The sequence below is a fragment of the Klebsiella sp. w6 genome (assembly GCF_033100215.1).
Lineage (GTDB): Bacteria > Pseudomonadota > Gammaproteobacteria > Enterobacterales > Enterobacteriaceae > Klebsiella > Klebsiella variicola.
Map to the genome: position 1 here is coordinate 1,900,048 of NZ_CP136907.1, position 25,438 is coordinate 1,925,485.

24 protein-coding genes and 1 pseudogene are annotated in these 25,438 nt (G+C 57.7%); 13 read left to right on the forward strand and 12 right to left on the reverse strand.

Annotated features, from left to right (window positions below):
- Window positions 1-230 precede the first annotated feature (230 nt).
- Window positions 231-1,565 carry a 2-hydroxycarboxylate transporter family protein gene (locus R0140_RS09155; RefSeq protein ID WP_032754748.1) on the forward strand — a complete coding sequence of 445 codons (1,335 nt, stop codon included), beginning with the start codon at window positions 231-233 and terminating at the stop codon, window positions 1,563-1,565.
- Window positions 1,566-1,627: 62 nt separating this feature from the next.
- Here R0140_RS09155 and pyk read toward each other — a convergent pair whose 3' ends face one another.
- Together pyk and R0140_RS09165 are read right to left on the reverse strand one after the other, a co-directional pair.
- Window positions 1,628-3,070 carry a pyruvate kinase gene (gene pyk / locus R0140_RS09160; protein WP_002911440.1) on the reverse strand — a complete coding sequence of 481 codons (1,443 nt, stop codon included), beginning with the start codon at window positions 3,068-3,070 and terminating at the stop codon, window positions 1,628-1,630.
- Between the two features lie 125 nt (window positions 3,071-3,195).
- Window positions 3,196-4,101: a MurR/RpiR family transcriptional regulator gene (locus tag R0140_RS09165; protein WP_162493240.1), complete on the reverse strand. Its 906-nt coding sequence runs from the start codon at window positions 4,099-4,101 to the stop codon at window positions 3,196-3,198.
- A gap of 159 nt (window positions 4,102-4,260) precedes the next feature.
- Between R0140_RS09165 and R0140_RS09170 the strand changes: the two genes are divergently transcribed.
- The 4 genes from R0140_RS09170 to R0140_RS09185 all read left to right on the forward strand — a co-directional run bounded on the left by R0140_RS09170 (window position 4,261) and on the right by R0140_RS09185 (window position 8,610).
- The gene (locus R0140_RS09170) at window positions 4,261-4,410 is read left to right on the forward strand and encodes a hypothetical protein (RefSeq protein ID WP_004145554.1); all 150 of its coding nucleotides are present in this window, start codon (window positions 4,261-4,263) and stop codon (window positions 4,408-4,410) included.
- A 10-nt stretch (window positions 4,411-4,420) separates the two neighbouring features.
- Entirely contained in the window at window positions 4,421-5,896 is a 1,476-nt protein-coding gene (zwf, locus tag R0140_RS09175) for a glucose-6-phosphate dehydrogenase (RefSeq protein ID WP_008804260.1), read from the forward strand.
- Window positions 5,897-6,118: 222 nt separating this feature from the next.
- Window positions 6,119-7,930: a phosphogluconate dehydratase gene (gene edd / locus R0140_RS09180; RefSeq protein ID WP_008804261.1), complete on the forward strand. Its 1,812-nt coding sequence runs from the start codon at window positions 6,119-6,121 to the stop codon at window positions 7,928-7,930.
- 38 nt (window positions 7,931-7,968) lie between these two features.
- Window positions 7,969-8,610, forward strand: a complete 642-nt coding sequence (locus tag R0140_RS09185; RefSeq protein WP_002911423.1) for a bifunctional 4-hydroxy-2-oxoglutarate aldolase/2-dehydro-3-deoxy-phosphogluconate aldolase — start codon at window positions 7,969-7,971, stop codon at window positions 8,608-8,610.
- A 57-nt stretch (window positions 8,611-8,667) separates the two neighbouring features.
- Here R0140_RS09185 and purT read toward each other — a convergent pair whose 3' ends face one another.
- Window positions 8,668-9,846, reverse strand: a complete 1,179-nt coding sequence (gene purT, locus R0140_RS09190) for a formate-dependent phosphoribosylglycinamide formyltransferase (protein WP_012541255.1) — start codon at window positions 9,844-9,846, stop codon at window positions 8,668-8,670.
- A 135-nt stretch (window positions 9,847-9,981) separates the two neighbouring features.
- Here purT and R0140_RS09195 point away from each other — a divergent pair, with 135 nt between their 5' ends.
- The 3 genes from R0140_RS09195 (at window position 9,982) to ptrB (ending at window position 13,314) form a co-directional block, all read left to right on the forward strand.
- Window positions 9,982-10,329 carry a YebG family protein gene (locus tag R0140_RS09195; RefSeq protein ID WP_012967680.1) on the forward strand — a complete coding sequence of 116 codons (348 nt, stop codon included), beginning with the start codon at window positions 9,982-9,984 and terminating at the stop codon, window positions 10,327-10,329.
- Window positions 10,330-10,470: 141 nt separating this feature from the next.
- On the forward strand, window positions 10,471-11,133 hold the full coding sequence (locus R0140_RS09200; RefSeq protein ID WP_012541257.1) for a tellurite resistance TerB family protein: 663 nt from the start codon (window positions 10,471-10,473) through the stop codon (window positions 11,131-11,133).
- Between the two features lie 120 nt (window positions 11,134-11,253).
- Window positions 11,254-13,314 carry an oligopeptidase B gene (gene ptrB, locus R0140_RS09205; RefSeq protein WP_012541258.1) on the forward strand — a complete coding sequence of 687 codons (2,061 nt, stop codon included), beginning with the start codon at window positions 11,254-11,256 and terminating at the stop codon, window positions 13,312-13,314.
- 3 nt (window positions 13,315-13,317) lie between these two features.
- Here the strand turns inward: ptrB and exoX are convergent, their stop codons facing one another.
- Both exoX and R0140_RS09215 read right to left on the reverse strand, forming a co-directional pair.
- Window positions 13,318-13,977: an exodeoxyribonuclease X gene (exoX, locus tag R0140_RS09210; RefSeq protein WP_008804267.1), complete on the reverse strand. Its 660-nt coding sequence runs from the start codon at window positions 13,975-13,977 to the stop codon at window positions 13,318-13,320.
- A gap of 78 nt (window positions 13,978-14,055) precedes the next feature.
- The gene (locus R0140_RS09215; protein WP_012541260.1) at window positions 14,056-14,286 is read right to left on the reverse strand and encodes a DNA polymerase III subunit theta; all 231 of its coding nucleotides are present in this window, start codon (window positions 14,284-14,286) and stop codon (window positions 14,056-14,058) included.
- Between the two features lie 113 nt (window positions 14,287-14,399).
- Between R0140_RS09215 and yobA the strand changes: the two genes are divergently transcribed.
- From yobA to R0140_RS09230, 3 genes are read left to right on the forward strand one after another with little or no spacing between them, the layout of a single operon-like run.
- Window positions 14,400-14,774, forward strand: coding sequence for a CopC domain-containing protein YobA (gene yobA / locus R0140_RS09220; protein WP_016161388.1), 375 nt, complete (start codon window positions 14,400-14,402; stop codon window positions 14,772-14,774).
- A gap of 3 nt (window positions 14,775-14,777) precedes the next feature.
- Window positions 14,778-15,647, forward strand: a complete 870-nt coding sequence (gene copD / locus R0140_RS09225; RefSeq protein ID WP_032754744.1) for a copper homeostasis membrane protein CopD — start codon at window positions 14,778-14,780, stop codon at window positions 15,645-15,647.
- Window positions 15,648-15,663: 16 nt separating this feature from the next.
- Window positions 15,664-16,002: a YebY family protein gene (locus R0140_RS09230; protein WP_008804271.1), complete on the forward strand. Its 339-nt coding sequence runs from the start codon at window positions 15,664-15,666 to the stop codon at window positions 16,000-16,002.
- A 644-nt stretch (window positions 16,003-16,646) separates the two neighbouring features.
- Here R0140_RS09230 and R0140_RS09235 read toward each other — a convergent pair.
- Together R0140_RS09235 and R0140_RS09240 are read right to left on the reverse strand one after the other, a co-directional pair.
- Complete coding sequence (locus R0140_RS09235; protein WP_046878768.1) at window positions 16,647-16,790, reverse strand: Ecr family regulatory small membrane protein; 144 nt, start codon at window positions 16,788-16,790, stop codon at window positions 16,647-16,649.
- A gap of 103 nt (window positions 16,791-16,893) precedes the next feature.
- Window positions 16,894-17,862 (reverse strand): VirK/YbjX family protein, encoded by a 969-nt coding sequence (locus R0140_RS09240; RefSeq protein WP_162493241.1) that lies wholly within the window; start codon window positions 17,860-17,862, stop codon window positions 16,894-16,896.
- A gap of 156 nt (window positions 17,863-18,018) precedes the next feature.
- Between R0140_RS09240 and pphA the strand changes: the two genes are divergently transcribed.
- A complete protein-coding gene (gene pphA / locus R0140_RS09245) occupies window positions 18,019-18,672 on the forward strand; it encodes a protein-serine/threonine phosphatase (RefSeq protein ID WP_008804273.1) in 654 nt (217 codons plus the stop codon).
- Here pphA and R0140_RS09250 read toward each other — a convergent pair.
- The 5 genes from R0140_RS09250 to yebS form a co-directional block, all read right to left on the reverse strand.
- Complete coding sequence (locus R0140_RS09250; protein WP_002911395.1) at window positions 18,669-18,860, reverse strand: YdfD/YebW family protein; 192 nt, start codon at window positions 18,858-18,860, stop codon at window positions 18,669-18,671. The two genes, pphA and R0140_RS09250, sit on opposite strands and share 4 nt — an antisense overlap.
- 97 nt (window positions 18,861-18,957) lie before the next feature.
- A complete protein-coding gene (locus R0140_RS09255) occupies window positions 18,958-19,197 on the reverse strand; it encodes a YebV family protein (RefSeq protein ID WP_002911393.1) in 240 nt (79 codons plus the stop codon).
- 115 nt (window positions 19,198-19,312) lie between these two features.
- Window positions 19,313-20,746, reverse strand: a complete 1,434-nt coding sequence (gene rsmF / locus R0140_RS09260) for a 16S rRNA (cytosine(1407)-C(5))-methyltransferase RsmF (protein WP_032754740.1) — start codon at window positions 20,744-20,746, stop codon at window positions 19,313-19,315.
- Between the two features lie 129 nt (window positions 20,747-20,875).
- Window positions 20,876-23,509: a PqiB family protein gene (locus tag R0140_RS09265; protein ID WP_016161386.1), complete on the reverse strand. Its 2,634-nt coding sequence runs from the start codon at window positions 23,507-23,509 to the stop codon at window positions 20,876-20,878.
- The gene (gene yebS / locus R0140_RS09270) at window positions 23,478-24,761 is read right to left on the reverse strand and encodes a membrane integrity lipid transport subunit YebS (protein WP_008804276.1); all 1,284 of its coding nucleotides are present in this window, start codon (window positions 24,759-24,761) and stop codon (window positions 23,478-23,480) included. The genes R0140_RS09265 and yebS overlap by 32 nt, the downstream gene beginning before the upstream one ends.
- Window positions 24,762-24,893: 132 nt before the next feature.
- Here yebS and R0140_RS09275 point away from each other — a divergent pair.
- Window positions 24,894-25,407: pseudogene (locus R0140_RS09275) on the forward strand (GAF domain-containing protein).
- Window positions 25,408-25,438 lie beyond the last annotated feature (31 nt).

Sequence of the window (25,438 nt, forward strand, 5' to 3'; positions counted from 1 at the left end):
AAAACTTTAGCTTTATGACGATAAATTAAATTACTTAAAATCAATTTTATAGTTTAGTCACAAAGCCAACAGAAGAAATCCGTTTGTCATTTTTTGTTTTAAACGCCTGTGCTACCGTTTTGAGTGTATTTTGGTGAGCCGGTGTTTAGTGCTATTTCATTTATGTTGCTACGCAAATTTTAATATTGCGTTACTACCCTACGCTACCTCCTTATCATTCAGGTAAAAATATGGAAAATAATTCACTCAACCACCCGATAGATAAAACGCAACCGAACGGCCAATCGACACGACTTTTATCCAATATCGACGTTGGTGCCGTACCGTTAACGCTCTTTATTGGTATCGCTGCGATCGTCGCGCTCTCTGCGAGCGCGGGCCTGCTGCCGAAAAATATGATTGGCGGACTGGCGGTCATTATGACCCTGGGATTCGCGCTGGCTAAGATTGGCCGCATGGTGCCAGTACTAAAAGACATTGGCGGGCCGGCCATATTGTGTCTGATGATGCCCTCAGTATTGGTCTACTTTGGCGTGTTTGAAGCTCATACGCTCGATACTGTGCACTTGCTGATGAAAGAGGCCAATCTCCTCTATTTCGTCATCGCCTGTCTGGTTGTCGGGAGTATTCTGGGAATGAACCGCACTATTCTGATCCAGGGGATGGTGCGTATGTTTGTCCCGCTGGTGGCCGGGACCGGGGCGGCAATATTAATCGGCCTGCTGGTGGGCAGCTTATTTGGCTACAGTATTTACCACACCTTCTTTTTTATCATCGTGCCGATTATCGGCGGCGGCATCGGCGAAGGGATCCTGCCTTTGTCGCTGGCTTATTCGGCCATTCTCGGGCAAACACCTGATGTCTATGTTGCCCAGCTGGCGCCGGCCGCGGTGGTTGGGAATATTTTCGCCATTATCTGCGCTGGTTTTCTGGCGCGCATGGGCGCACGTCGTCCGGCGCTCTCCGGCAATGGGATGCTGATCCGCAGCCATGACGATAATAGCGTCTTTGCGCAGCATCAGAGTACCCAGCCCACCGATTTTCAGCTGATGGGCGCCGGGTTGCTGATGATTTGTGCATTTTTCATCGTCGGTGGTCTGCTGGAGAAGGTGGTGCATATTCCCGGGCCGGTGCTGATGATTCTGGCGGCCGTCTTCTGCAAATATACCAACGTTATCCCGGCGGCGATGGAGCTGGGGGCGCACAGCTGCTACAAGTTTGTCTCCGCCGCGCTGGTGTGGCCGCTGATGATCGGCCTGGGCATGCTGTATGTGCCGCTGGAGAGCGTGGTCTCGGTCTTCTCCGTTGGTTACGTCGTGGTTTGCGGCTCCATCGTTATTGCCATGGCGCTGAGCGGTTTCTTTATCGCTGCTCGCCTGAATATGTATCCGGTGGAAGCCGCTATCGTGACCAGCTGCCATAGCGGCCTTGGAGGAACCGGAGATGTGGCCATCCTCTCGGCGTCAAACAGGATGGGGTTGATGCCGTTTGCCCAGATTGCGACGCGGATCGGCGGGGCGTCGACGGTGATCGCCGCGACGCTGTTGTTGAGCTGGGTGGTGTAATCTGCCAGATAGTGGGCAAAAAAAAACCTGCCAGCGCATCGCTGGCAGGTCGACACCGAGGCTTACTCGACGGTGAGGATACGGGTGGTGTTGGTGCTGCCGATGGTGCTCATCACGTCACCCTGGGTAACGACCACAAGGTCACCAGAGACCAGGTAGCCTTTGTCCCGCAGCAGATTGACGGCATCGTGCGCAGCGGCTACCCCGTCATTCTGGCTGTCGAAGAACACCGGGGTCACCCCGCGGTAGAGTGCGGTCAGGTTCAGGGTGCGCTCGTGGCGGGAAAGGGCGAAAATCGGCAGACCGGAGCTGATGCGCGAGGTCATCAGCGCGGTGCGGCCCGATTCGGTCATGGTGATGATGGCCGTGATGCCTTTCAGGTGGTTGGCGGCATACATCGCCGACATAGCAATCGCTTCTTCTACGTTGTCAAACTGGACGTCCAGACGGTGTTTGGAGACGTTGAGGCTGGGGATTTTTTCGGCGCCCAGACACACGCGCGCCATCGCGGCCACGGTTTCCGACGGGTACTGACCGGCAGCGGTTTCTGCGGAGAGCATCACCGCATCGGTACCATCCAGCACGGCGTTGGCCACGTCCATGACTTCCGCACGAGTCGGCATCGGGTTGGTGATCATCGACTCCATCATCTGGGTGGCGGTAATGACGGAACGGTTCAGCTGACGGGCACGACGAATCAGCGCTTTCTGGATACCCACCAGCTCTGGATCGCCGATTTCGACGCCGAGGTCGCCGCGCGCAACCATGACCACATCGGAGGCGAGGATCACGTCGTCCATCGCATCCTGATCGCAGACCGCTTCCGCACGCTCAACTTTGGCGACGATTTTCGCATCGCAGCCGGCATCGCGCGCCAGGCGACGGGCGTAGTTCAGGTCTTCGCCGCAGCGCGGGAAAGAGACCGCCAGGTAGTCGACGCCGATTTTGGCGGCGGTGACGATATCGGCCTTGTCTTTGTCGGTCAGCGCTTCGGCAGACAGGCCGCCGCCCAGCTTGTTGATCCCTTTGTTGTTGGACAACGGGCCGCCGACGGTCACTTCAGTGAACACTTTCATCCCCTGAACTTCGAGGACTTTCAGCTGCACGCGACCATCGTCGAGCAGCAGGATATCGCCCGGCACGACATCCGCCGGCAGGCCTTTGTAGTCGATCCCGACTTTCTCTTTGTCGCCTTCACCTTTACCAAGGTTAGCGTCGAGCAGGAATTTATCGCCGACGTTGAGGAAAATTTTGCCTTCTTTGAAGGTCGATACGCGAATTTTTGGTCCCTGGAGGTCGCCGAGGATGGCCACGTGACGGCCCAGTTTTGCCGCAATCTCACGCACTTTGTCGGCACGGAGCTGATGATCTTCCGGGGTGCCGTGAGAGAAGTTCATACGCACTACGTTTGCGCCCGCGGCGATAACTTTTTCCAGGTTGTTATCGCGGTCAGTTGCTGGGCCTAAGGTAGTAACGATTTTGGTTCTGCGAAGCCTTCTGGACATGTAATACTCCGTTGACTGATACAACTTTGGTGTTGCGTGAACATGGATTCGGTAGCGCCAGCCTGCAACGTCGCACAGCCGGATCGTTATCGAAGGTGTAATGGGGTACTGCTTGTTATCAACTTTTATTGATTATCACTGGGTACGAACGGTTCTTTATCAAAACGCGATTCCTTCAGCGCTTCCTTGACCCTCTTCAAGTTATCTCTGAATTTTGCCCCTCGACGCAGCGTAAACCCCGTCGCCAATACGTCGATGACGGTCAGCTGGGCGAGACGGGAGACCATCGGCATATAGATGTCGGTATCTTCCGGGACATCGAGGGTGATGGCGAGCGTGGCTTCCCGGGCCAGGGGGGTACCGGCGGAGGTGAGGGCGATCACCATGGCATCGTTTTCACGGGCCAGCTGCGCCAGCTCCACCAGGCTCTTGGTTCTTCCGGTATGCGAGATAATCACCACCACATCATCGTCATCGCAATTCATACAGCTCATGCGTTGCAGGACAATGTCGTCGGAATAGATGACCGGCACGTTAAAGCGGAAAAATTTGTTCATCGCATCATGGGCGACCGCCGCCGAGGAACCGAGGCCGAAAAAGGCGATTTTTTTGGCCTGAGTCAGCAGATCCACCGCGCGATTCACCGCCGACATGTCGAGAGAATGGTGGACCTGATCTAAACTCGCCATGGCCGATTCGAATATTTTTCCCGTGTATGACTCAACGCTGTCGTCTTCATCAACATTCCGGTTAACATAGAGCGTGCCGTGCGCGAGGCTCTGGGCAAGGTGCAGTTTAAAATCAGGAAACCCGCGGGTTTCGAGACTGCGGCAGAAGCGATTGACGGTCGGTTCGCTCACCCCGGCCTCAAGGGCGAGGGCGGCGATGCTCGAATGAATGGCCTGCGCGGGGGTGGCGAGGATCACTTCCGCCACTTTGCGTTCAGATTTGCTAAGGTGTTCCAGTCGGGACTGGATTTTTTCCAGCATGTTCATTAGTAACAGGGCGCTCATCAATGGAAACGATTTCATTAATGGGTGAAATCATCGGGCGTTTTAGCAAGAATATACCCCTCCGCAAGCGCAAGCGGTGAGGAATGACGTGAAATAATGTTGTTTTTTTTCATTACATGATCAGAGTCGTATTTTACTGACCTGAAACAGGTACAAACAACGAACAATATCAGCCAGATGCCCAAATCATCGCCGAATGTTTTCACCCTGTGCGGTTTTACCGCCGCAAACGAAGGGGAAGGCTTTCGGGAAATACGTAAACACAGTACAGTGCAGTGTAAGAAAATTACAAATATAGCCTGGCAGAAGCACCAGACTATCAACTGAGGAGAATGACATGGCGGTAACGCAAACGGCCCAGGCATGCGACCTGGTCATTTTCGGCGCGAAGGGCGACCTGGCGCGACGTAAATTGTTGCCTTCCCTGTATCAGCTTGAAAAAGCGGGCCAGATCCACGCCGACACCCGCATCATTGGCGTCGGCCGTGCCGATTGGGATAAAGCGGCTTACACCAAAGTCGTGCGCGAAGCGCTGGAAACCTTCATGAAGGAAAAAATTGATGAGGGTTTGTGGGATTCCCTGAGCGGACGCCTGGAGTTCTGTAATCTTGACGTCAATGACACCAGCGGCTTCACGCGTCTGGGTGAGATGCTGGATCAACAGAACCGTGTCACCATCAACTATTTCGCCATGCCGCCGAGCACCTTTGGCGCGATCTGCAAAGGTCTGGGCGAAGCGAAGCTCAATGCCAAGCCTGCGCGCGTGGTGATGGAAAAACCGCTGGGTACCTCGCTGGAAACCTCGCGTGAAATCAATGACCAGGTCGGCGAGTTTTTTGAAGAGTGCCAGGTCTACCGTATCGACCACTACCTCGGTAAAGAGACGGTCCTCAACCTGCTGGCGCTGCGCTTTGCTAACTCCCTGTTCGTCAATAACTGGGACTGCCGCACTATCGATCATGTCGAAATCACCGTCGCGGAAGAGGTGGGTATTGAAGGGCGCTGGGGTTACTTCGACCAGGCCGGGCAGATGCGCGACATGATCCAGAACCACCTGCTGCAGATCCTCTGCATGATTGCCATGTCACCGCCGTCCGATCTCAGCGCCGACAGCATCCGTGATGAAAAGGTCAAGGTCCTGAAATCCCTGCGCCGCATTGATCGCTCCAACGTGCGTGAGAAAACCGTTCGCGGCCAGTACACCGCCGGCTTTGCCCAGGGCAAAAAAGTCCCGGGTTACCTGGAAGAAGAGGGCGCCAACAAAACCAGTAACACCGAAACCTTCGTGGCGATCCGCGTCGATATCGATAACTGGCGCTGGGCCGGCGTACCGTTCTATCTGCGCACCGGCAAACGTCTGCCGACCAAATGCTCTGAGGTAGTGGTTTACTTCAAAACCCCGGAACTGAACCTGTTTAAAGAGACCTGGCAGGAGCTGCCGCAGAACAAGCTGACCATTCGTCTGCAGCCGGACGAAGGGGTGGATATCCAGGTGCTGAACAAAGTGCCGGGCCTCGACCATAAGCATAATCTGCAGATCACCAAGCTGGATCTGAGCTACTCCGAGACCTTCAACCAGACGCACCTGGCCGATGCTTATGAGCGTCTGCTGCTGGAGACCATGCGCGGTATCCAGGCGCTGTTCGTGCGCCGTGATGAAGTGGAAGAGGCGTGGAAATGGGTGGATTCCATCACCGAAGCCTGGGCTGCCGACCGCGATGCGCCGAAACCGTATCAGGCAGGGACCTGGGGACCGGTTGCGTCGGTGGCGATGATCACCCGTGACGGCCGCTCATGGAACGAGTTCGAGTAAGCTCGCCGCCTAATCCGTCAGGGTTATTTTACCGGTAACATGATCTGACGCAGAAAGTCGCACGCTTTTTAATCTTTTAAGCCCCGTGAGGATTCACCCACGGGGCTTTTTTTATTACACTGCTTTCAGACATTTTGCCCCTGAGCGCTGGTGTTGGTGGCCTTTAGCACAAAAATACGTCATCACGCAGCGGCCGGACAGATACAAATTTGAGGAGCCTTTATGAATTCGACAATGTTACGGGTAACAAATCGCATTATCGAACGGTCGCGTGACACCCGCGCGGCTTACCTCGCAAGGATTAACCAGGCCAAAACCGACACCGTGCATCGTGCGCAACTGGCCTGCGGCAATCTGGCTCACGGTTTCGCGGCCTGTCAGGCTGACGACAAAGCCTCTCTGAAAAGCATGTTGCGCAACAATATCGCCATCATTACCTCCTACAACGATATGTTGTCCGCTCACCAGCCCTACGAACACTATCCGGACATCATCCGTAAAGCGCTGCATAGCGCCAATGCGGTCGGCCAGGTGGCCGGCGGCGTGCCGGCAATGTGCGACGGCGTAACCCAGGGGCAGGACGGTATGGAGCTCTCATTGCTGAGCCGCGAAGTGATCGCCATGTCCGCCGCTATCGGTCTGTCGCATAACATGTTCGACGGTGCGCTGTACCTCGGGGTGTGCGATAAAATTGTTCCTGGCCTGACCATGGCGGCACTCTCTTTCGGCCATCTGCCGTCGGTCTTTATTCCGTCCGGTCCAATGGCCAGCGGCCTGGCTAATAAAGAGAAGGTCCGCATTCGCCAGCTGTACGCGGAAGGTAAAGTGGATCGTATGGCGCTGCTGGAGTCTGAAGCTGCCTCGTATCACGCGCCGGGGACCTGTACTTTCTACGGGACGGCGAACACCAACCAGATGGTGGTCGAGTTTATGGGCATGCAACTGCCGGGCTCCTCTTTTGTCCATCCGGATGCCCCGCTGCGGGACGCACTGACCGCCGCTGCCGCACGCCAGGTCACCCGCATGACCGGCAATGGCAACGAGTGGATGCCGCTGGGGAAAATGTTCGACGAAAAAGTGGTGGTCAACGGCATCGTGGCGCTGCTGGCGACCGGTGGCTCTACCAACCATACCATGCACCTGGTGGCGATGGCCCGCGCGGCGGGGATCATCATTAACTGGGACGATTTCTCCGACCTGTCAGACGTGGTGCCGCTGCTGGCGCGCCTCTATCCCAACGGCCCGGCGGATATCAACCACTTCCAGGCGGCGGGCGGCGTTCCGGTACTGGTGCGCGAGCTGCTGAAAGGCGGCCTGCTGCATGAGGATGTTCACACCGTCGCTGGCTTTGGTCTGTCGCGTTATACCCTGGAGCCGTGGCTCAACAACGGCGAGCTGGACTGGCGTGAAGGGGCGACAGCGCCGCTTGACGATCAGGTCATCGCGACCTTCGAGAAACCGTTCTCCCGTCACGGCGGCACCAAGGTGCTGAGCGGCAACCTGGGGCGCGCGGTAATGAAAACCTCGGCGGTCCCGGTGGAGAATCAGGTGATCGAAGCGCCGGCGGTGGTGTTCGAGAGCCAACACGACGTATTGCCGGCCTTTGAAGCGGGCCTGCTGGATAAAGATTGTGTGGTGGTGGTCCGTCATCAGGGGCCAAAAGCGAACGGGATGCCAGAATTACATAAACTTATGCCGCCACTTGGTGTATTATTGGACCGCCGTTTCAAAATAGCGCTGGTGACCGATGGCCGACTCTCTGGCGCCTCCGGTAAAGTCCCGTCAGCAATCCATGTCACGCCTGAAGCCTATGATGGTGGGTTGCTGGCGAAGGTGCGCGATGGCGATGTGATTCGCGTGAACGGGCAGACGGGAGAACTGACGCTGCTGGTGGACGATGCCGAACTGGCGGCGCGTCAGCCGCATATCCCTGACCTCAGCGCGTCGCGCGTGGGAACTGGTCGGGAGATGTTTGGGGCGCTGCGTGAGAAGCTCTCTGGCGCGGAGCAGGGCGCAACCTGCATCACTTTTTAAGACGATTTTATTTCTAGATCTGGCGAGAGAAAATCCTGATGAAAAACTGGAAAACAACAGCAGAAGCAATCCTCACCTCCGGTCCGGTTGTCCCGGTTATCGTGGTGAAAAAGCTGGAGCATGCGGTACCGATGGCGAAAGCGCTGGTCGCGGGCGGCGTGCGCGTGCTGGAAGTCACCCTGCGCACCGAGTGCGCCCTGGAAGCGATCCGCGCGATTGCTAAAGAAGTGCCGGACGCGATTGTCGGCGCGGGCACGGTCACCAACGTCGAGCAACTGAAAGCGGTAACGGAAGCTGGCGCGCAGTTCGCTATCAGCCCGGGACTGACCGAATCCCTGCTGAAAGCGGCGACCGAAGACGGCACCATTCCGCTGATCCCGGGGATCAGCACGGTTTCCGAGCTGATGCTGGGTATGCAGTATGGTCTGAAAGAGTTTAAATTCTTCCCGGCGGAAGCCAACGGCGGCGTGAAAGCCCTGCAGGCGATTGCTGGTCCGTTCGGCCACATTCGTTTCTGCCCTACCGGCGGTATTTCTCCGGCCAACTACCGTGACTACCTGGCGCTGAATAGCGTGCTGTGCATCGGCGGTTCCTGGCTGGTGCCAGCCGACGCGCTGGAGGCCGGCGACTACGATCGCATCACCACCCTGGCGCGTGAAGCGGTGGAAGGCGCGAAGTAAACCGCGCCTCAGGGTCGACAACCCGGTCAGCGGCAACGCGACCGGGTTTTTTTGTCTTTAGCCTTCGACGATGACCGCAGCGGCGGCGGTTTTAGCCCGCGCTACGGCCTCTTCAACCGAATCGGCAACGGCGAGGGTCACCCCCAGGCGGCGGGTACCGTCAATCTCGGGCTTGCCGAACAGTCGCAGCTGCAGGCCAGCCCCGACGGCCGATTGCAGCTGGCCAAAGCTGACGTTCTGACTGGTCAGCTGCGGAAGGATCACTGCGGAAGCGGCCGGACCATACTGGCGGATAGCGCCGACGGGCAGTCCAAGAAAGGCACGAACGTGCAGGGCGAATTCCGAGAGATCCTGCGAGATCAGCGTTACCATGCCGGTGTCGTGTGGGCGCGGGGAAACTTCGCTGAAGATCACCTCGTCGCCGCATACGAACAGTTCCACGCCAAACAGGCCATGACCCCCCAGCGCCAGCACTACCTTGCGGGCGATGGCCTGGGCACGTTCGAGGGCCAGGTCGCTCATCTGCTGCGGTTGCCAGGACTCACGGTAATCGCCGTCTTCCTGGCGATGGCCAACCGGGGCGCAGAAATGCACGCCGTCGACGGCGCTGACGGTGAGCAGGGTGATTTCGAAATCGAAATTCACCACCCCCTCGACGATCACCCGCCCGGCGCCGGCGCGGCCGCCTTGCTGCGCATAGCGCCAGGCTTCGCTGAGCTGGTCAGCCGAGCGGATAAAGCTCTGACCTTTGCCGGAGGAGCTCATCACTGGTTTGACGATGCACGGCAAACCGATGTCGGTGACCGCCGCGCGGAAGCCTTCTTCGCTGTCGGCGAAGCGATAGCTGGAGGTGGGGAGCTGCAGCTCTTCTGCCGCCAGGCGGCGAATGCCTTCGCGGTTCATGGTGAGCTTTGCCGCCCGCGCCGTGGGGACCACTTTCTGCCCGGCCTGTTCTAGTTCAACCAGGGTATCGGTAGCAATAGCTTCGATCTCCGGCACGATGTAATCGGGTTTTTCCTGTTCAATCAGAGCGCGCAGGCTCTCGCCATGCAGCATATTGATGACATGGGCGCGGTGGGCGACCTGCATCGCCGGGGCATCGGGGTAGCGGTCGACGGCGATAGTTTCAATGCCCAGACGCTGACATTCAATAGCGACTTCTTTGCCCAGCTCGCCGGAACCTAACAGCATTACTTTGGTGGCTGCCGGGCGCAGCGCGGTGCCTAATACAGTCATAACTCTCTTCCGCAGTAAAAAAAGATGCTGCCGATTATAAACGAAAACGTTTGCGTCTGTCTTTACGCGCGTGAGTTGAGTCCGGAGAGGAAATTTGTTATACTGTATAAAAATACAGTATTGAGAGGCTGCAGCATGGCGGTTGAAATTAAATATGTTGTGATCCGCGAAGGTGAGGAAAAAATGTCTTTTGCCAGCAAAAAAGAGGCCGACGCTTACGACAAAATGCTCGATCTGGCAGAGGTGCTGAATGACTGGCTGGTGGCATCGCCGCTGGAGATGGATGATGCCCAGCGTGACACCATGGCGATGTGGCTGGCAGAGCGAAAAGAGGCGCTGCAGCATATCCTGCGCGTCGGCCGATTGCCGGAGCAGGATGCGTCCGCGCACGACTCACCCGCGCCGTCGGCGGCAGAAGAGGCTTCTCCAGCGGAAGACGCCGCGGCGCCAGCGACCAAAGCGCGTAAGGCGAAAGTGGCCTGACTGGCGGCAGCCAGCTATGGCCTGGCTGGGCAGGGATTTGTCTGCCGCGCCCACCTTTGCGCATCTTTAGCCAGATCTAACATTTCCTGACATCGCGTCGTTTAGGCTGATAGCAGTGTTTTATCACCTGAGAGGAAAACCATGGCTAACTGGCTTAATCAACTGCAGTCGCTGCTCGGGCAGCAGGGCGCGTCATCGACAGGCGAGTCGTCAAAAGGGAGCGCACTGCTGCCCGGCGCGATTGGCGGGCTGGCCGGGTTGCTGGTGGCCAGTAAATCCTCACGCAAACTGCTGGCGAAGTACGGCACCAGCGCGCTGCTGGCTGGCGGTGGGGCGGTGGCGGGTACGGTGTTATGGAACAAGTATCAGCAGAAGATGCGCGCTCAAAACGCGCCTGTCCCCGGGGCGAACACGCCGGCTGCCGTGCCGGCGGACGTTGATCCGCGTAGCGTGCGACTGATCACCGCGCTGGTTTTTGCCGCCAGGAGCGATGGTCATATAGATGACCACGAACGGGCTAATATTGAAGCCCAGCTGCGGGCGGCCAATATCGACGTTCAGGCCCGGGTGCTGATCGACCAGGCGCTGGCCCAACCGCTGGATCCTCAGCGTCTGGCGGAGGGCATCGTTGATCCGCAGGAGGCACTGGAGATCTACTACGTCAGCTGCGCGGTCATTGATATCGACCACTTTATGGAACGCAGCTATCTGAACGCGCTGGGAGACGCTTTGTCACTGCCAAAGGATGTCCGGGCCGATATAGAACAGGATATCCAGTCACAAAAACAAGCGCTAAGCGTCTAAATTATCACGTTTCGCTTGCATCGCCCGCGTCTTTTGCCACCCTTATAGACACGTCATCATTCAGGCGCCGCCGTGTGACCTGAATGCTCTTGTGTCACGATAAAGCAGCAGAAGAACAACATGCCACCTAAAGCCAAACGGATCCCTCACGCCATGACCTTGCATGGCGATACACGCATCGATAACTATTACTGGCTGCGCGACGATGAGCGCGCGCGACCTGACGTGCTGGAGTACCTGCACGCGGAGAACGCCTACGGCAAGCGGGTGATGGATTCGCAGCTCAGCCTGCAGGAACGTCTGCTGAAAGAAATTATCGACCGCATTCCGCAACGGGAAGTCTCCGCCCCTTACAGTAAAAATGGTTTTCGCTACCGTCAGGTTTACGAGCCGGGCTGTGAATACGCCATCTATCAGCGCCAGTCGGTGCTCAAAGAGGAGTGGGACGAGTGGGAGATCCTGCTCGACGGCAACCAGCGGGCGGCGAAAAGTGAGTTCTACACCCTTGGCGGACTGGGCGTCGCGCCGAATAACCAATTGATGGCGGTGGCGGAGGATTATCTTTCCCGCCGCCAGTATGGCCTGCGCTTCTGCAACCTTAGCAGCGGTGAATGGTACCCGGAGATCCTGGAAAATGTTACCTCCGGGTTTGCCTGGAGCAATGATTCCCGCTTTGTGTGGTACGTGCGTAAACATCCCACCACGCTGCTGCCTTATCAGGTCTGGCGCCACACGGTGGGTACCGCGGCGCAGAGTGATGTGCTGGTCTATGAAGAAAAAGATGAGACCTTCTACGTCAGCGTACATAAGACCACTTCCCAGCAGTTCGTGGTGATTTATCTCTCCAGCGCCACCACCAGTGAAGCATTACTGCTCAACGCCGAACTGCCTGACGCCGAGCCGGTCTGCTTCCTGCCGCGGCGGAAAGATCACGAATACAGCCTCGATCACTATCAGCACGCGTTCTATCTGCGATCCAACCGCGAGGGGAAGAATTTTGGCCTCTACCGTACTGTGCTGCGCGATGAAGATCAGTGGACCACGCTGATCCCACCGCGTCACGACGTGATGCTCGAAGGATTTACCCTGTTTACTGACTGGCTGGTCGTCGAGGAGCGCCAGCGCGGCCTGACCAGCCTGCGGCAAATTAACCGCAAGACCCGGGAGGTGGTAGGGATCGCCTTTGACGATCCGGCCTATGTCACCTGGCTTGCCTATAATCCGGAACCTGAAACGTCGCGCCTGCGCTACGGGTATTCCTCCATGACCACGCCAGACACCCTGTTTGAACTGGACATGGATACCGGCGAGCGGCGGGTTATCAAGCAGCAGGAGGTGAAGGGGTTGGACACGAGCTGCTACCAGAGCGAACACCTGTGGGTGACCGCCCGCGATGGCGTCGAGGTTCCGGTCTCGCTGGTCTACCATCGCGACCATTTCCGCAAAGGGAGCAATCCGCTGCTGGTCTATGGCTACGGCTCGTATGGCGAGAGTATCGATGCCGATTTCAGCGCCAGCCGGCTGAGCCTGCTCAACCGCGGCTTTGTCTACGCCATCGCCCATGTCCGCGGCGGGGGCGAGCTGGGGCAGCAGTGGTATGAGGACGGCAAATTTCTGTGTAAGAAAAATACCTTCAACGACTATCTGGACGTCTGTGACGCGCTGCTGGCCCAGGGGTACGGCGATCCGCAGCTCTGCTATGGCATGGGGGGCAGCGCCGGCGGGATGCTGATGGGCGTGGCCGTTAACGAACGTCCTGAGCTGTTTCATGGCGTGATAGCCCAGGTGCCGTTCGTCGATGTGGTGACCACCATGCTGGACGAATCTATTCCACTGACCACCGGGGAATTTGAAGAGTGGGGGAATCCACAGGATGAAACCTATTACCACTACATGAAAAGCTACAGCCCCTACGACGGCGTCCGGGCGCAGGCTTATCCGCATATGCTGGTCACCACCGGACTGCACGATTCCCAGGTGCAATACTGGGAGCCGGCGAAATGGGTGGCCAAACTGCGGGAACTGAAAACCGACGATAACCTGCTGCTGCTCTGTACCGATATGGATTCCGGCCATGGCGGCAAATCCGGGCGCTTTAAAAGCTATGAAGGGGTGGCCCTGGAGTATGCCTTTTTCATTGCCCTGGCGCAGGGGACACTGCCGGGAAAAGCGGCTGTGTGACGATTATTCCCCGAGGTAGTGTTTGAGGGTCAGACGCAGTTCGGGGCTCATCCGGTCGAGATTGTTGAATAACCAGCGCAGGTAGCCGGGGTCGTTTTCAGCAATTTCGGCCACCGCTTTACCCCGGTATTTGCCGAAGGTAAAGGTGGTGAGCAGCGCCGGGCGGCCGGTGATATCGGCCATTTCGTCAGGCGTCCAGCCGGAAACGTTAATGATATCCAGCAGCAGCGCGGCGGTGATATAGCAGTCATACAGCGCGCGGTGGTGATGCAGCCCCGGCGGGGTCGCCACATTCAGCTTACGTGATTTATATAACCCCATATTGCTGTATTTGATCCCCGGCCACAGGCGGCGGGCCAGCTTCATGGTACAAATCCACTCGCCGCTCATCTCCGGTAGCACCCGGCGGTCAAAGCTGGCGTTGTGCGCGACATACCAGGGGCTGCCAAGATAATGCGGAATAATCTCTTCAATCCACGGCTTATCGGCGACCATCTCTTCCGTTATACGGTGGATAGCCATCGCCTGCGGCGTAATGGGGCGATCAGGACGCACCAGATGGCTCATCGGGTTAGTGATTCGCCCATCGACAATATCGACCGAGGCGATTTCGACGATGCCCCCCTGCAGGCCGCAGGTTTCGGTATCAATGACGCGCAGCATGGCTCGCTCCAGAGCAAAACAACAAGCGTAAAGGAATTGGGTGGTCTTGCCAACCGATGGGGAGCAGACGGGCGCGCATTATTTCTGCTTCGGCTCCCAGGGCAGTCGGGAAAGCGAGACAGAGGCCAGCCGATGGGCGATCAGTCGTTCGCGGAACCAGTCGCGCAGATGGGCGGGTTGCTCACGCTCGACCAAATCAGCGACCACCGGCATGTTGTATCGCTCCTTAAAGGCGACGCCGGCGGCGGCGAGATCGACGTTGACCTTATCCATCTCAGCTTGCGAAATTTTGGCCAGATTTCTTTCCATTATTAACTCCAGTGTGCTGGTAAACCCGGTCGAGGCGCTGACGCTTAGCTCGACTCTGCCATTATACAGGGTTATTCTCTGTCCTACAGACATAACAAAAGGGAATGACGAATATGCGACTCCTCGCTGGACGCGCGTTGCGCCTCTCCGTTGCGTTTGCCGGTATGTTAACCGCGGCAGGCGCCTTCGCCCATGCTCACCTGCAACAGCAGATCCCCGCCGCGGGTGCCCAACTGACCGCGCCCCCTCAGACGCTGACGCTCAGTTTCTCAGAAGGGATCGAACCGGCCTTCAGCGGCGTGACCGTCACCGGTCCGCAGCAGCACGCGGTAGCCGCCGGTAAACTGACCCGCAGCGCTGACAACCCCGCTCAGGTCACCTTACCCCTGGCGGAAACGTTGCCTCCGGGGGAGTACACCGTAGCATGGCATGTGGTCTCGGTTGACGGCCATAAAACCAAAGGGCAATACACTTTTAGCGTGAAGTGATCGATGTTGACCGGGCTCTATATCACGCTGCGTTTTGGGCACTTTATCACCCTGATGTTGGCTTTTGGCTGCGTGCTGTATGGCGCCTGGTGGGCGCCGGTACCGCTGAGGCGCGTGCTGATGCACCGCTTTTATCCGCTATTACGCCCCCTGATGTTGATTGGCGCGCTCTCAACCGTGGCGCTGTATCTGCTGCAGGGGGGGATAATGGGCGACGGCTGGGCGGATGTCTGGCAGCCCGCCGTTTGGCAGGCGGTAGCGGGTACCCGCTTCGGCGGGGTGTGGATCTGGCAGATCCTGCTGGCGTTGACTGCTCTCGCCGTGGTGTGGATCCGCCCCCATCACGCCGCCAGGCAACTGATGGCCCTGCTGGCGGCCCAGCTGCTGCTTTCCGCCGGGGTTGGGCATGCTGCTATGCACGATGGCTTACTCGGCGCCCTGCAGCGGACTAATCATGCCGTCCACCTCTTCTGCGTCGCCAGCTGGTTCGGCGGCCTGTTGCCCTTCATCTACTGCCTGCGTCTGGCGCAGGGGCGCTGGCGTCAGGCTGCGGTCTATACCATGGCGCGCTTTTCGCGTTATGGACATCTGGCGGTGGCCGGCACCCTTGCCAGCGGCGTGGTCAATGCGCTGTTGATCCAGGGGGCGGTGATCGGAACCTCGCCCTGGGGACGCATGCTGTTGATCAAATGTGCGCTGGTCGCCGGGATGGTGGTAATTGCCTTAGTGAACAGGTATGTTCTGGTACCGCGCATGTCGGCAAGCGGTTCGCGGGCGGAAAGCCTGATCCTGCGAACCACGCAGGCTGAGATAGGGCTGGGCGCGCTGGCGCTGCTGGCCGTCAGTCTGTTTGCCACCTGGGAACCTTATTGAATTAACTGGCAAAATCATGAAAAAAATTGTTCTGACCATGTTGTTACTGGCAAGCTCCGGGGCTGCTCTGGCGGCGCCGCAAATTATCACCGTGAGCCGCTTTGAAGTGGGGAAGGAGAGTTGGGCGTTCAACCGTGAAGAGGTGATGTTGACCTGCCGTCCGGGTAACGCGCTTTACGCCATCAACCCGAGTACGCTGGTCCAGTATCCGCTCAATGACGTCGCGGAACAGCAGGTTAAAGCCGGCAAGACGACCGCGCAGCCGATCTCGGTGATCCAGATCGACGATCCGCAGCACCCGGGACAAAAAATGAGCCTTGCGCCATTTATCGAGCGAGCGCAGAAGCTCTGCTAGCGTTCCGCGTTATCTTACTGTAATAGCATAAAAAAAACCGCCCTTGCCGGATAACGGCAGTGGCGGTTTTTTACTGGCTGACAGCCGTTTCCCAGGAATTATACGACCACATTGGCCACGGACTGGAAAAGCTGACGCGTTAAACTATTCTTATAGTGCAAGGCGACTTAGCCTGCATTAATGCCAACTTTTAGCGCACGGCTCTCTCCCAAGAGCCATTTCCCTGGACCGAATACAGGAATCGTATTCGGTCTCTTTTTATCGGTAACCTTCTGCTTTCGCAATAGCCAGCGACATCATGTCAGTCAAACCCCAGGCTGGCCTCTGGATGTCCCGTTATAGCACACCGTTTTTAGCATACACAATCCATTTACACACAAATCGCATCCTGAGGAAGGGTTGCGTCGGGAAGGAGAGATCTGAAGCTGGGGTGGAAAGAGAAAAGAAAAAACCTGCACCTAACCAGGCCCGGCGTGCAGGTTAACTGGCGGGCCAACATCGGAAGCCTGCTAGTATACACATTTGTATGACAAATAAAATAAGCAAAGTCTAATAGGTTTGGCAATTCATGCGATTAGCTATCAATGAACGACCGTATCGCTAAAAATAATAAGCGAATGCGCCGCTATGTACAGGGGCTGAAATTATTCAGGGACGCTAAAGGAGGGATATATCTTACTTTCGAGATAGCAGAGCAAAAGCCAAATTTCATCGCTAAAAATAAACCATACGCAGCCCAGCAGAATGACCGCAAGAATAATCAGCAGGAAAATTTCGGTTTTACTCATCATGCCAACCACTATCCAATGGCGCCAGGGGCCATGATAGTAGCGAAATAACGACCGAATAAGCAAACGCCGCGTGTCAGCGCGGCGCTATCCGCAGCGACATTTACGCACCATGGCGCGGTTGCGTCAGGATGTCCACCTGCTCAGCCAGCTGATCCAGCAGCTGGAACCGACGCCGGTATTCGGCCCGTTTTTTGCTGGCGATACTCTCCAGTGATTTTCGTTCCAGACGCTGCGGCAGCCGCCAGCGCCATGCGCTTTCCGGCTTACCATCGATGGACTGCCAGAACTCGTCGTAGCTGGCGTGGAAATGGCGGCCCTTGCTCAGACGATAGCGCAGGGCACGGAACACATGGCCGTTATCGCTGACGCCATAAATCGACTCGATAGCGCTGCGAGCGGCCAGTAGCCAAATGAACTCCAGCAGCAGGCGCTTCGGGAACAGGCCGAAGCAGGCGCGAGTGGCCTGCTTAATCACCTCATGGGAAACGTGGCGCCGTGGCCCCTGCAGGCCGCCGATGACCAGTTGCCAGGCTTCACCGTCCCAGGTCACGCTAAAGGTTGCGCTGGCCAACAGGGTGTGATCGCCGTCGCGTAGCCATAATGTGGTTTCGCCCTCGCGCTCAGCCTTCCCGGCTGAGGAGGCGGAGAGAGTGAACGGGCTGTCGTCTTTTCCGTTCAGCGTCAGCAGCGGGACCTCGCTCACCGCGGTCATGGCATGCGCCAGCAGCGACCCCTGCAGGGTATCGATGTAGCGATAATGACTTATCACCGCCATCGCCCGCTGCCAGGCGTTAAGATCGCGCGTCAGGTACTGACGGTGCACTTTCCCCGGCAAGGTCGCCTGCGCGGTCAGAAGCTGATTAAAATCATCACGGGCGCTAAGCGACTCAAGCATTGCTTTGGTGGGGCTATAAAATAACGCCGTACGCAGCAGAAATTTAAGGCGAAAATTTTTCTGCCGCCAGATAGGTGCAGGTATTAGTCTGCCCATCACCAGATCGGCAATAAGATGCGAGCGCGGCGCAAGCACGCTGGTTGAATGCAGGCTATTGTCTGTCACGATAAACACCTCGTTGTTATTTCCTCCTATTTTAAAGCGAGCTTCTGATAAGCTTAATCCTCTGGCCGACTATATTTCCCGTTTGTTTAAAATCGATTGAGGTGTAAATAAAAATCACGGGGGATTCGGCGCAATTACCTATAATTACAGCAGAGAGGTAATTATATGTATCAACGTATTAATGGTAGCGACTGGCGTAATATCTGGCTGATGGGCGATCTGCATGGTTGCTTTGCGCTACTGATGGGCCGCCTGCGTCAGCTGCGCTTTGATCCCTGGGCCGATCTGCTCATTTCCGTGGGCGATCTGATCGATCGCGGACCGCAGAGCGCTGACTGCCTCGGCCTGCTGCGCTGCCGCTGGTTCAGGGCCGTTCGGGGGAATCATGAACAGATGGCGCTGGAGGCGCTGGAGAGCGGGGATATGGCACTCTGGCAGATGAATGGCGGCGACTGGTATGGCCGGGGCACCGCGCAGCAGCGGGCCGAAGCCGACCGGCTGTTAGCGCGTTGTCAGCGGCTACCGTTGATTATTGAAGTTGGGTGTGCAGATGCCCGGCATGTGATCGCCCATGCCGATTATCCGGCGCCAGTCTATCGCTGGCAGCAGCCGGTGGATCCCCAGCGGGTGTTATGGAGCCGTCATCGCCTGAGCGAACATCTGGCGGGACGTCATGGCGCCATCGCCGGAGCAGACCATTTCTGGTTTGGCCATACGCCGCTTCGCACGCCTTATGAACGCGATAATCAACACTATATTGATACGGGCGCCGTGTTTGGCGGAACGCTGACGCTGGTGGCGCTACAATCGGCAGGTTAAAAATCGCTGTATTCGCTGGCGGGTTGCCAGAAGCCATCAATAAAATCTTCTATCGGATAGCAGCCGCCGTGGCGGATCCGCTGATCCTCCATCGCCACTAAGCACTGCGTTTCCTCGCGGTAGACGTCAACCACAATGTCCTCGCAGCCGCCATCCAGATAGCAAATAAACAACACCAAGGCAAACATCCTGGCCTCATGCTCGGGTTCACATACTCTTTAGTGTAGGGGATGACGGCGGGACGGGGAAATAAATAACCCGTCTCAGGCGACGGGTTCATTTGAGTCAGGCAAGGCGCATGACCCAGGCATCAGACTGGCGGTCGTAATGTTTACGGTAGAGCACGGAATGTTCGCCATTGAGAATAGCGGGCACGCTGGTATCGGCATCCCAGGCGTCAAGCTGCATACATAAATCTGGATCGGATTTGCAGGGAATACTTAACGTTCGCTCTCCCTGATGTTCACCGTGCAGTTCGGCATCGTCTATCTCAAACGCGCCGATGCGGACATTGGTTTTACTCATCGCTTCACCCCATTTTTCAGCTGAGTTGTGGTACGACCAGTTGAGGCCGTCATTTTTCAGCGTAGTCAATGGGGTGAAAACCGCCAGTCAAAAAGTGCGCGTTTTTTGCGCGGCGTCACACCTTGCCGGCAAAAAGTTTCCCATCGCGCACCAGTTCGCGCGGGTAGCTATTCTTCAGACGGGAGCCGACGCGCTTGGCCAGACCCAGCGGGACACCCTGGAAGGTCACGATGGCCTCATCCTGCTGCGGCGCGGTCTGCGGATAGACGTCGCGTCCGCGATACCATTCCTCCGCTTCCTCCTGGGTCAGCTCGAAGGCGCGCTGCGGCGCGGCAAAGGCGATAACCGACTCATGCTGCCAGCGGTACCCCTTATTGTGCACCTCTGCCAGGCGTACGCCGATGCGTGAAAAACGCACCTGACCAAACAGGGGCTCCATAGCCTGCGGGAACAGCCACAGCTCTTTATCCCGCTGCCACAGCGTATGACCTGCGTCCCACACCAGGCCAACAGCGCTGGCGGCGGCAGTTACCGCGGCGGCCTCCCGGCTCTTCAGCGGCGTAAACGGGAATTTGCCGACCTTATAGCCTGGCGCCGGGAGCGGATCGATCGCCGCGGTCTTGCGCAGGCGAGCGACAAAGAAGCCTTCGCAATCGTAGATCTGCGGGAACACGTGCAAAAATCCTTCTGCGGTTAAGGCATCGGCCGCGCCGGAAAACAGATCTCCCAGCGGCAGGATCTCCACCGCCTGTGGATAACGGGACAGCAGCCACTGAACAACCGACTGGTTTTCCTCGCGATTCAGGGTACAGGTCGAATACACCAACGTCCCGCCAGGACGCAGGGCATGGAAGGCGCTGTCGATAAGTTCGCGCTGGGTGGCGGCAATGTCGAGGTTGCTCTCCGGCGACCAGTTTTTCAGTGCGTCAGCATCTTTACGCACCACGCCTTCGCCCGAACAGGGGGCATCAAGCAGGATGGCATCGAAAGCTTCGGGTAGCGCCGCGCCGAAAACCCGGCCGTCGAAGTGAGTCAGGGCGACGTTACTGATGCCGCAGCGGCTAATGTTGGCATGCAGCACCTTCACCCGGCTGGCGGAGAACTCATTGGCCAGAATGCCGCCCGCGTTACCCATTCGGGCGGCAATCTGGGTGGTCTTAGACCCCGGCGCGGCGGCAACATCCATCACCCGTTCAGGCTGCGGGTTATCGGCGAACAGAGCGGCGACCGGCAGCATCGAGCTTGCCTCCTGAATATAGAACAGCCCGCTGAGATGTTCGGCGGTGCTGCCCAGCGGCAGGGCATCGTCGCCGTCCCGCTCGATCCAGAATCCCTCTTCACACCAGGGGACCGGCGTCAGCTGCCAGCCATACGGGGCGACCAGAGACAGAAAATCGGCCACACTGATTTTCAGCGTGTTGACGCGAATACTGCGGCGTAGCGGGCGCTGGCAGGCGGCGATAAAGTCGTCGAAAGAGAGATGCGCGGGCATTGCCGCACGCATTTGAGCGAGAAACGCTTCAGGGAAATAGACAGTATTTTCAGCCACAGGCAGCGCACCACAGAAAAAAAGGGTGCGCAGTTTAGCACAAACGCCCCGGTGCAGGACACCGGGGCGTGCGGTGAGTCATCTTCCCGCCCCCGGCGTTGGCCGGTGCGGGAGAAGGCGTTGTGAGGGTTACTGCGGCAGGGCGGTGCCCCATTCCCGCCACTCTTTCGGCTCGCTCTCCTGCAGCAGGAAGTGCTTGCCATCCTGGGCCTTCGGCGCCAGCGGTGTCCCCGGTGGCGTGGCAAAGGCGATCCCGCCGCGGATAAACTGGTTGAAGGTCCCGGTTTTCACCACGCCGCCAATCAGGCCGAAGTCGAGGCTGTAACCTGAGGCCAGCCAGAACACCGAGTTATTGCGTACCAGATACTGGTAGCGCTTGCTGATACGCAGTTTCACCATCACCCGATCGGACATTGACCCCAGCGACAGGCCAGTGACCGTCCCCACCTCAAGGCCGCGGAACAGGACCGGCGTACCGATGCCAAGCGACCCCGCCTCCGGCGCTTCCACCACGATGTTCAGGCCGTCGATATAACGTGAGTCGCTGATCGTCGTATCCTGGATCTCAAAGTCGCGGCGCGCCGGCCCGCGTCCCGGCTCAACGTTAATATAGGACTGGAACAGGGTGTCGAGATGCTCGACGCCCGCGGCGGAGATTTGCGGGGTGATCACCGAGAAGCGGGTCCCGGCCCGGGCGAAGGTACCGACGTATTCCGGGTAGAGCACCGCTTTCGCCTGCACTTCGTTTTTGGCGGTGATCAGCTCCAGGGACTGGATCTGACCGATATCGATGCCGAGATAACGAATCGGCATCCCGGCCGCCATCTTCCCGGCGTCAAACGCGTGCAGGGTGATCTGGCCGCCCACGGCGCGCGCCGCCGTTTCCGAAGCGTAAAGGATACGTTTGTTATTCAGCCGCGCGTTGGCGCTGCTGCCATTGAGGTTATCGAAACTGATCGCCCCTTTAATGGCGCGCGCCAGCGGCGAGGCCTGAACGGTGAGTCCGTTGCCGTCAAGTTTGACCTTCGCCCCCCCTTCGGCCCAGAAGACGCTGTTGTTGCTCAGCAGGTAGCGGTACTCCGGCTTGATATGCAAATCGATATCGAAAGCGTCTTTGCGCGGTTTGACGGCGATGATCTCGCCGACGGCGAATTTACGATACAGCACCACCGAGCCGGCCTGAACGTCAGGCAGGGTCTCGGCTGAGAGGCTTAAGGTCGTGGTCGGCACTTCGCTCAGGCTGTTTTCCTGGGCCTTTTCGAGGTTGGCGTACAGCGGGTAGCTGCTCTGCATTTCGCCTTTTTCTCCCGGAATGACCCGGATCCCGCCATTAACCCATTCGCTGGCGCTGGCCCCCAGCACCTGCACGCCATCGAGTCCGACTTTGACATCCAGACGGCTGTTAACCACAAACTTACTGTCACCGCGAATGAGATCGCGGTATTCGGGGGCAATCGCGACCTGGAAGGTCACCCCTTTGGCCGTCAGTTTGCGCTCCAGCACCTGGCCGACTTTTACTCCGTGCAGCACCAGCGGTTGGCCGCCGTCAATGCCGTAGCTTTCCGGCGCCGAGAGCGTGACGGTGGCGACGTTGGGCTCCTCCAGCAGCGCTTTATCTGCTGGCATGACGGAGAAGTGGTTGCGCGGCTCGCCTTCACCGGGTACCAGTTCAAAGGTATTGCCGGTGAGCAGGGCGCTGACGCTGGGGTTATCGAGGGAAATTTTCGGCTTCTTCATCTGAATCAGCGTCTTCTCACGCAGCAGCGTCACCACGCTCGGGTCGACGGTCATCTCGCCGGTCACTTTGCCGCCGGGGTTAAGATTCAGCTTACTTAACTGACCCACTTCCAGCCCCTGATACATCAGCGGCGTCGAGCCTGCTTTCAGCCCATCGCCGTCGGGCAGGTCGAGGGTGACCAGCACACCGCGCTGGCTATGCGCCAGATCTTCGTACAGATGATAGTCATCGTTTTGCGCCGCAACCTGCGAATCGGCAGGTGAATCGAAGGCGATAGCGCCGTTCACCAGCGCAGAAAGGTTCTCCAGCTGCACTTTTGCCCCACTCAGGCCGACGTCGGCTTTGATCCCGGAGACGTTCCAGAATCGGCTGCCTTTTTTCACCAGGTTGGTAAACCGGCGCTCGATCAGGACATCGATGGTGACCCCCTGATTATTGGCATTCAGGGTGAAATCATACACGCGCCCGACCGGGATCTTGCGGAAATAGACCAGCGAGCCGCTGTTCAGGGAGCCAAGGTCCGGCGCCTGCAGGTGGATCATCAGCTCGCCGTTGTTGATGCGGTATTTCGGCTGAGTGTCGAGGGCCACGAAGTGATCTTCGGGCTCACCCTTGCCAGGCATCATGCCAATGTAATTCCCGCCCACCAGCGCATCCAGCCCGGAGACCCCCGCCAGAGAGGCTTTTGGGGTGACCAGCCAGAACTGGGTCTCTTTGCGCAGCGCATCTTTCATATCGCGTTTGATGCTGGCGGAAACCTCAATCTTACTCAGATCTTTACTGAGGCTAATATCCTGGACGGTGCCGACCTCGACCCCCTGATAACGGATAGGCGTCCGCCCCGGCACAATGCCGTTAGCGGACTGGAAATCGATGGTAATCGTCGATCCGCGGTCGTCAAAGCTGGTCCAGATGAGCCAGGCGGCAATCAGCAGCGCGATGACCGGCAACAGCCAGAATGGCGAAATACGGCGTTTAGTTTTTATTCTGGCTTCAGTCTGCGAAGCGGGCGATTCCTGACTCATGTGCGTCCCAAAGTAAGCGGCTGTCCAGCCATTCAACTGCAAGAATAGTTAAAATTACCGCACCGCCGAAGTAAACCGCCGCCGGCCCCATGGTGAAAGCGAGGAGCTGATCGCGATTGATTAGCGACATGGTGAGTGAAATAACAAACAGATCCAACATCGACCAGCGGCCAATCCAGGTTATCAGCCGCAGCAGCAGGATGCGGGTGCGCAAGCCTTGCTCGCACTTGAATTGTATGCTGACCAATAGGGTAAATAACACTATAACTTTGGTGAATGGCACCAAAATACTGGCGATAAATACCACTCCGGCGATGGCGATATTGCTGCTGGCAAGGGAGATGATCCCGGAAAGGATCGTATCGTCCTGGCGCGCACCGTTAACATAGATGATCGAGATCGGCAGCAGGTTGGCTGGTAAGAGAAATATCAGCGAGGCAATCAGCGCCGCCCAGCTGCGCTGCAGGCTCTGCGGCCGGCGATGATGCAGCGGGGAGTGGCAGCGTCGGCAGCGGCCACGCGCGTCGCGGTAGCCGGTGTAGTGGCAGCCGGTGCATACCTGTAAATTGTTATCGGCGCGGGTCGCCGGCCGTTCAGGATAGAAACGCTCCCACAGCTCTTCGACGTTCATGTGAATAAGCGTCAGGATGCTCAGCAGCGTCAGCGAGATAAACGCCACCAGGCCGATGCCGGGCTGCAGAAAGGCGTAATCCTGCACCTTGATGGAGGCGACGCCAATACCCACCAGATAGATATCCAGCATCACCCACTCTTTGAGCTTGCCGAGCATCAGCAGCACCGGGCGCAGGTTCATCCCCAGCACGTTGCCCAGCCAGAGATAGCTAATCGAGACCACCAGCAGCACCGGGGCGACCACCGCGCAAAACAGCACCATGGCGGCGGTAAGCGGGTCACCCTGCGCGGTCATCTGCCAGATCCCTTGCAGGACGTTGGCGTCGATGCGCACGCCCAGCAGGTGCAGGCGCAGCAGAGGCTCCGACCAGGCAAAAGGCATGAGCAGCAGCATCGCAACGGCCATGCTGCCCAAACGCGTCAGCGACCAGTCGCGCCCATCGCGCACCTTGGCGTTGCAGCGTGGACACCAGGCGCTTTGGTTGCGTTTAAGCACCGGTAAGCGAAAGAGCATGTCACACTGCGTACAGCGCTGATAATGCGCATAGGGAAGCGGTGTGCTGACGGCATGCACGACCAACTTCTTCGCAGGTTTAATCGTTGGTGTTTTTATCGGCATTTATTACGTACAGGAATGAATGTATCCCACTATCTTAACCTATGAATGAATTCATCTTGAGCCTAAGCGCATTTAATGCTTATTTTAGTAGGCTGTACGTATCAGGCAGTAAGACAACCAAGTGAAGATATAATGAGCAAAACAGAATTTTACGCGGATCTGAACCGCGATTTCCAGGCATTAATGGCAGGTGAAACCAGTTTTCTGGCGATGATCGCCAATACCAGCGCGCTGCTGTTCGAGCGGCTGAGCGAGGTCAACTGGGCCGGTTTCTATCTTCTGGAAGGCGATACCCTGGTACTGGGGCCGTTCCAGGGCAAACTGGCCTGTGTGCGCATTCCGGTTGGTCGCGGCGTCTGCGGCGCCGCGGTGGCGCAAGCCCAGGTCCAGCGCGTAGAGGACGTGCATGCGTTTGATGGTCACATTGCCTGCGATGCGGCCAGTAATTCAGAAATTGTCTTTCCCCTGCGCGTGAACGACCAGATTATCGGCGTGCTGGATATCGACAGCACGGCGTACGGCCGCTTCACAGCTGAAGATGAGCAGGGGTTGCGCACGCTGGTCGAGCAACTGGAAAAACTTATCGCGGCCACTGATTATCAAAAAATCTTTACCCGTGTCGTGGGATAATCAACGGATAACGTAGCATTTAGCGAGGACGTCATTATAATGTCGCC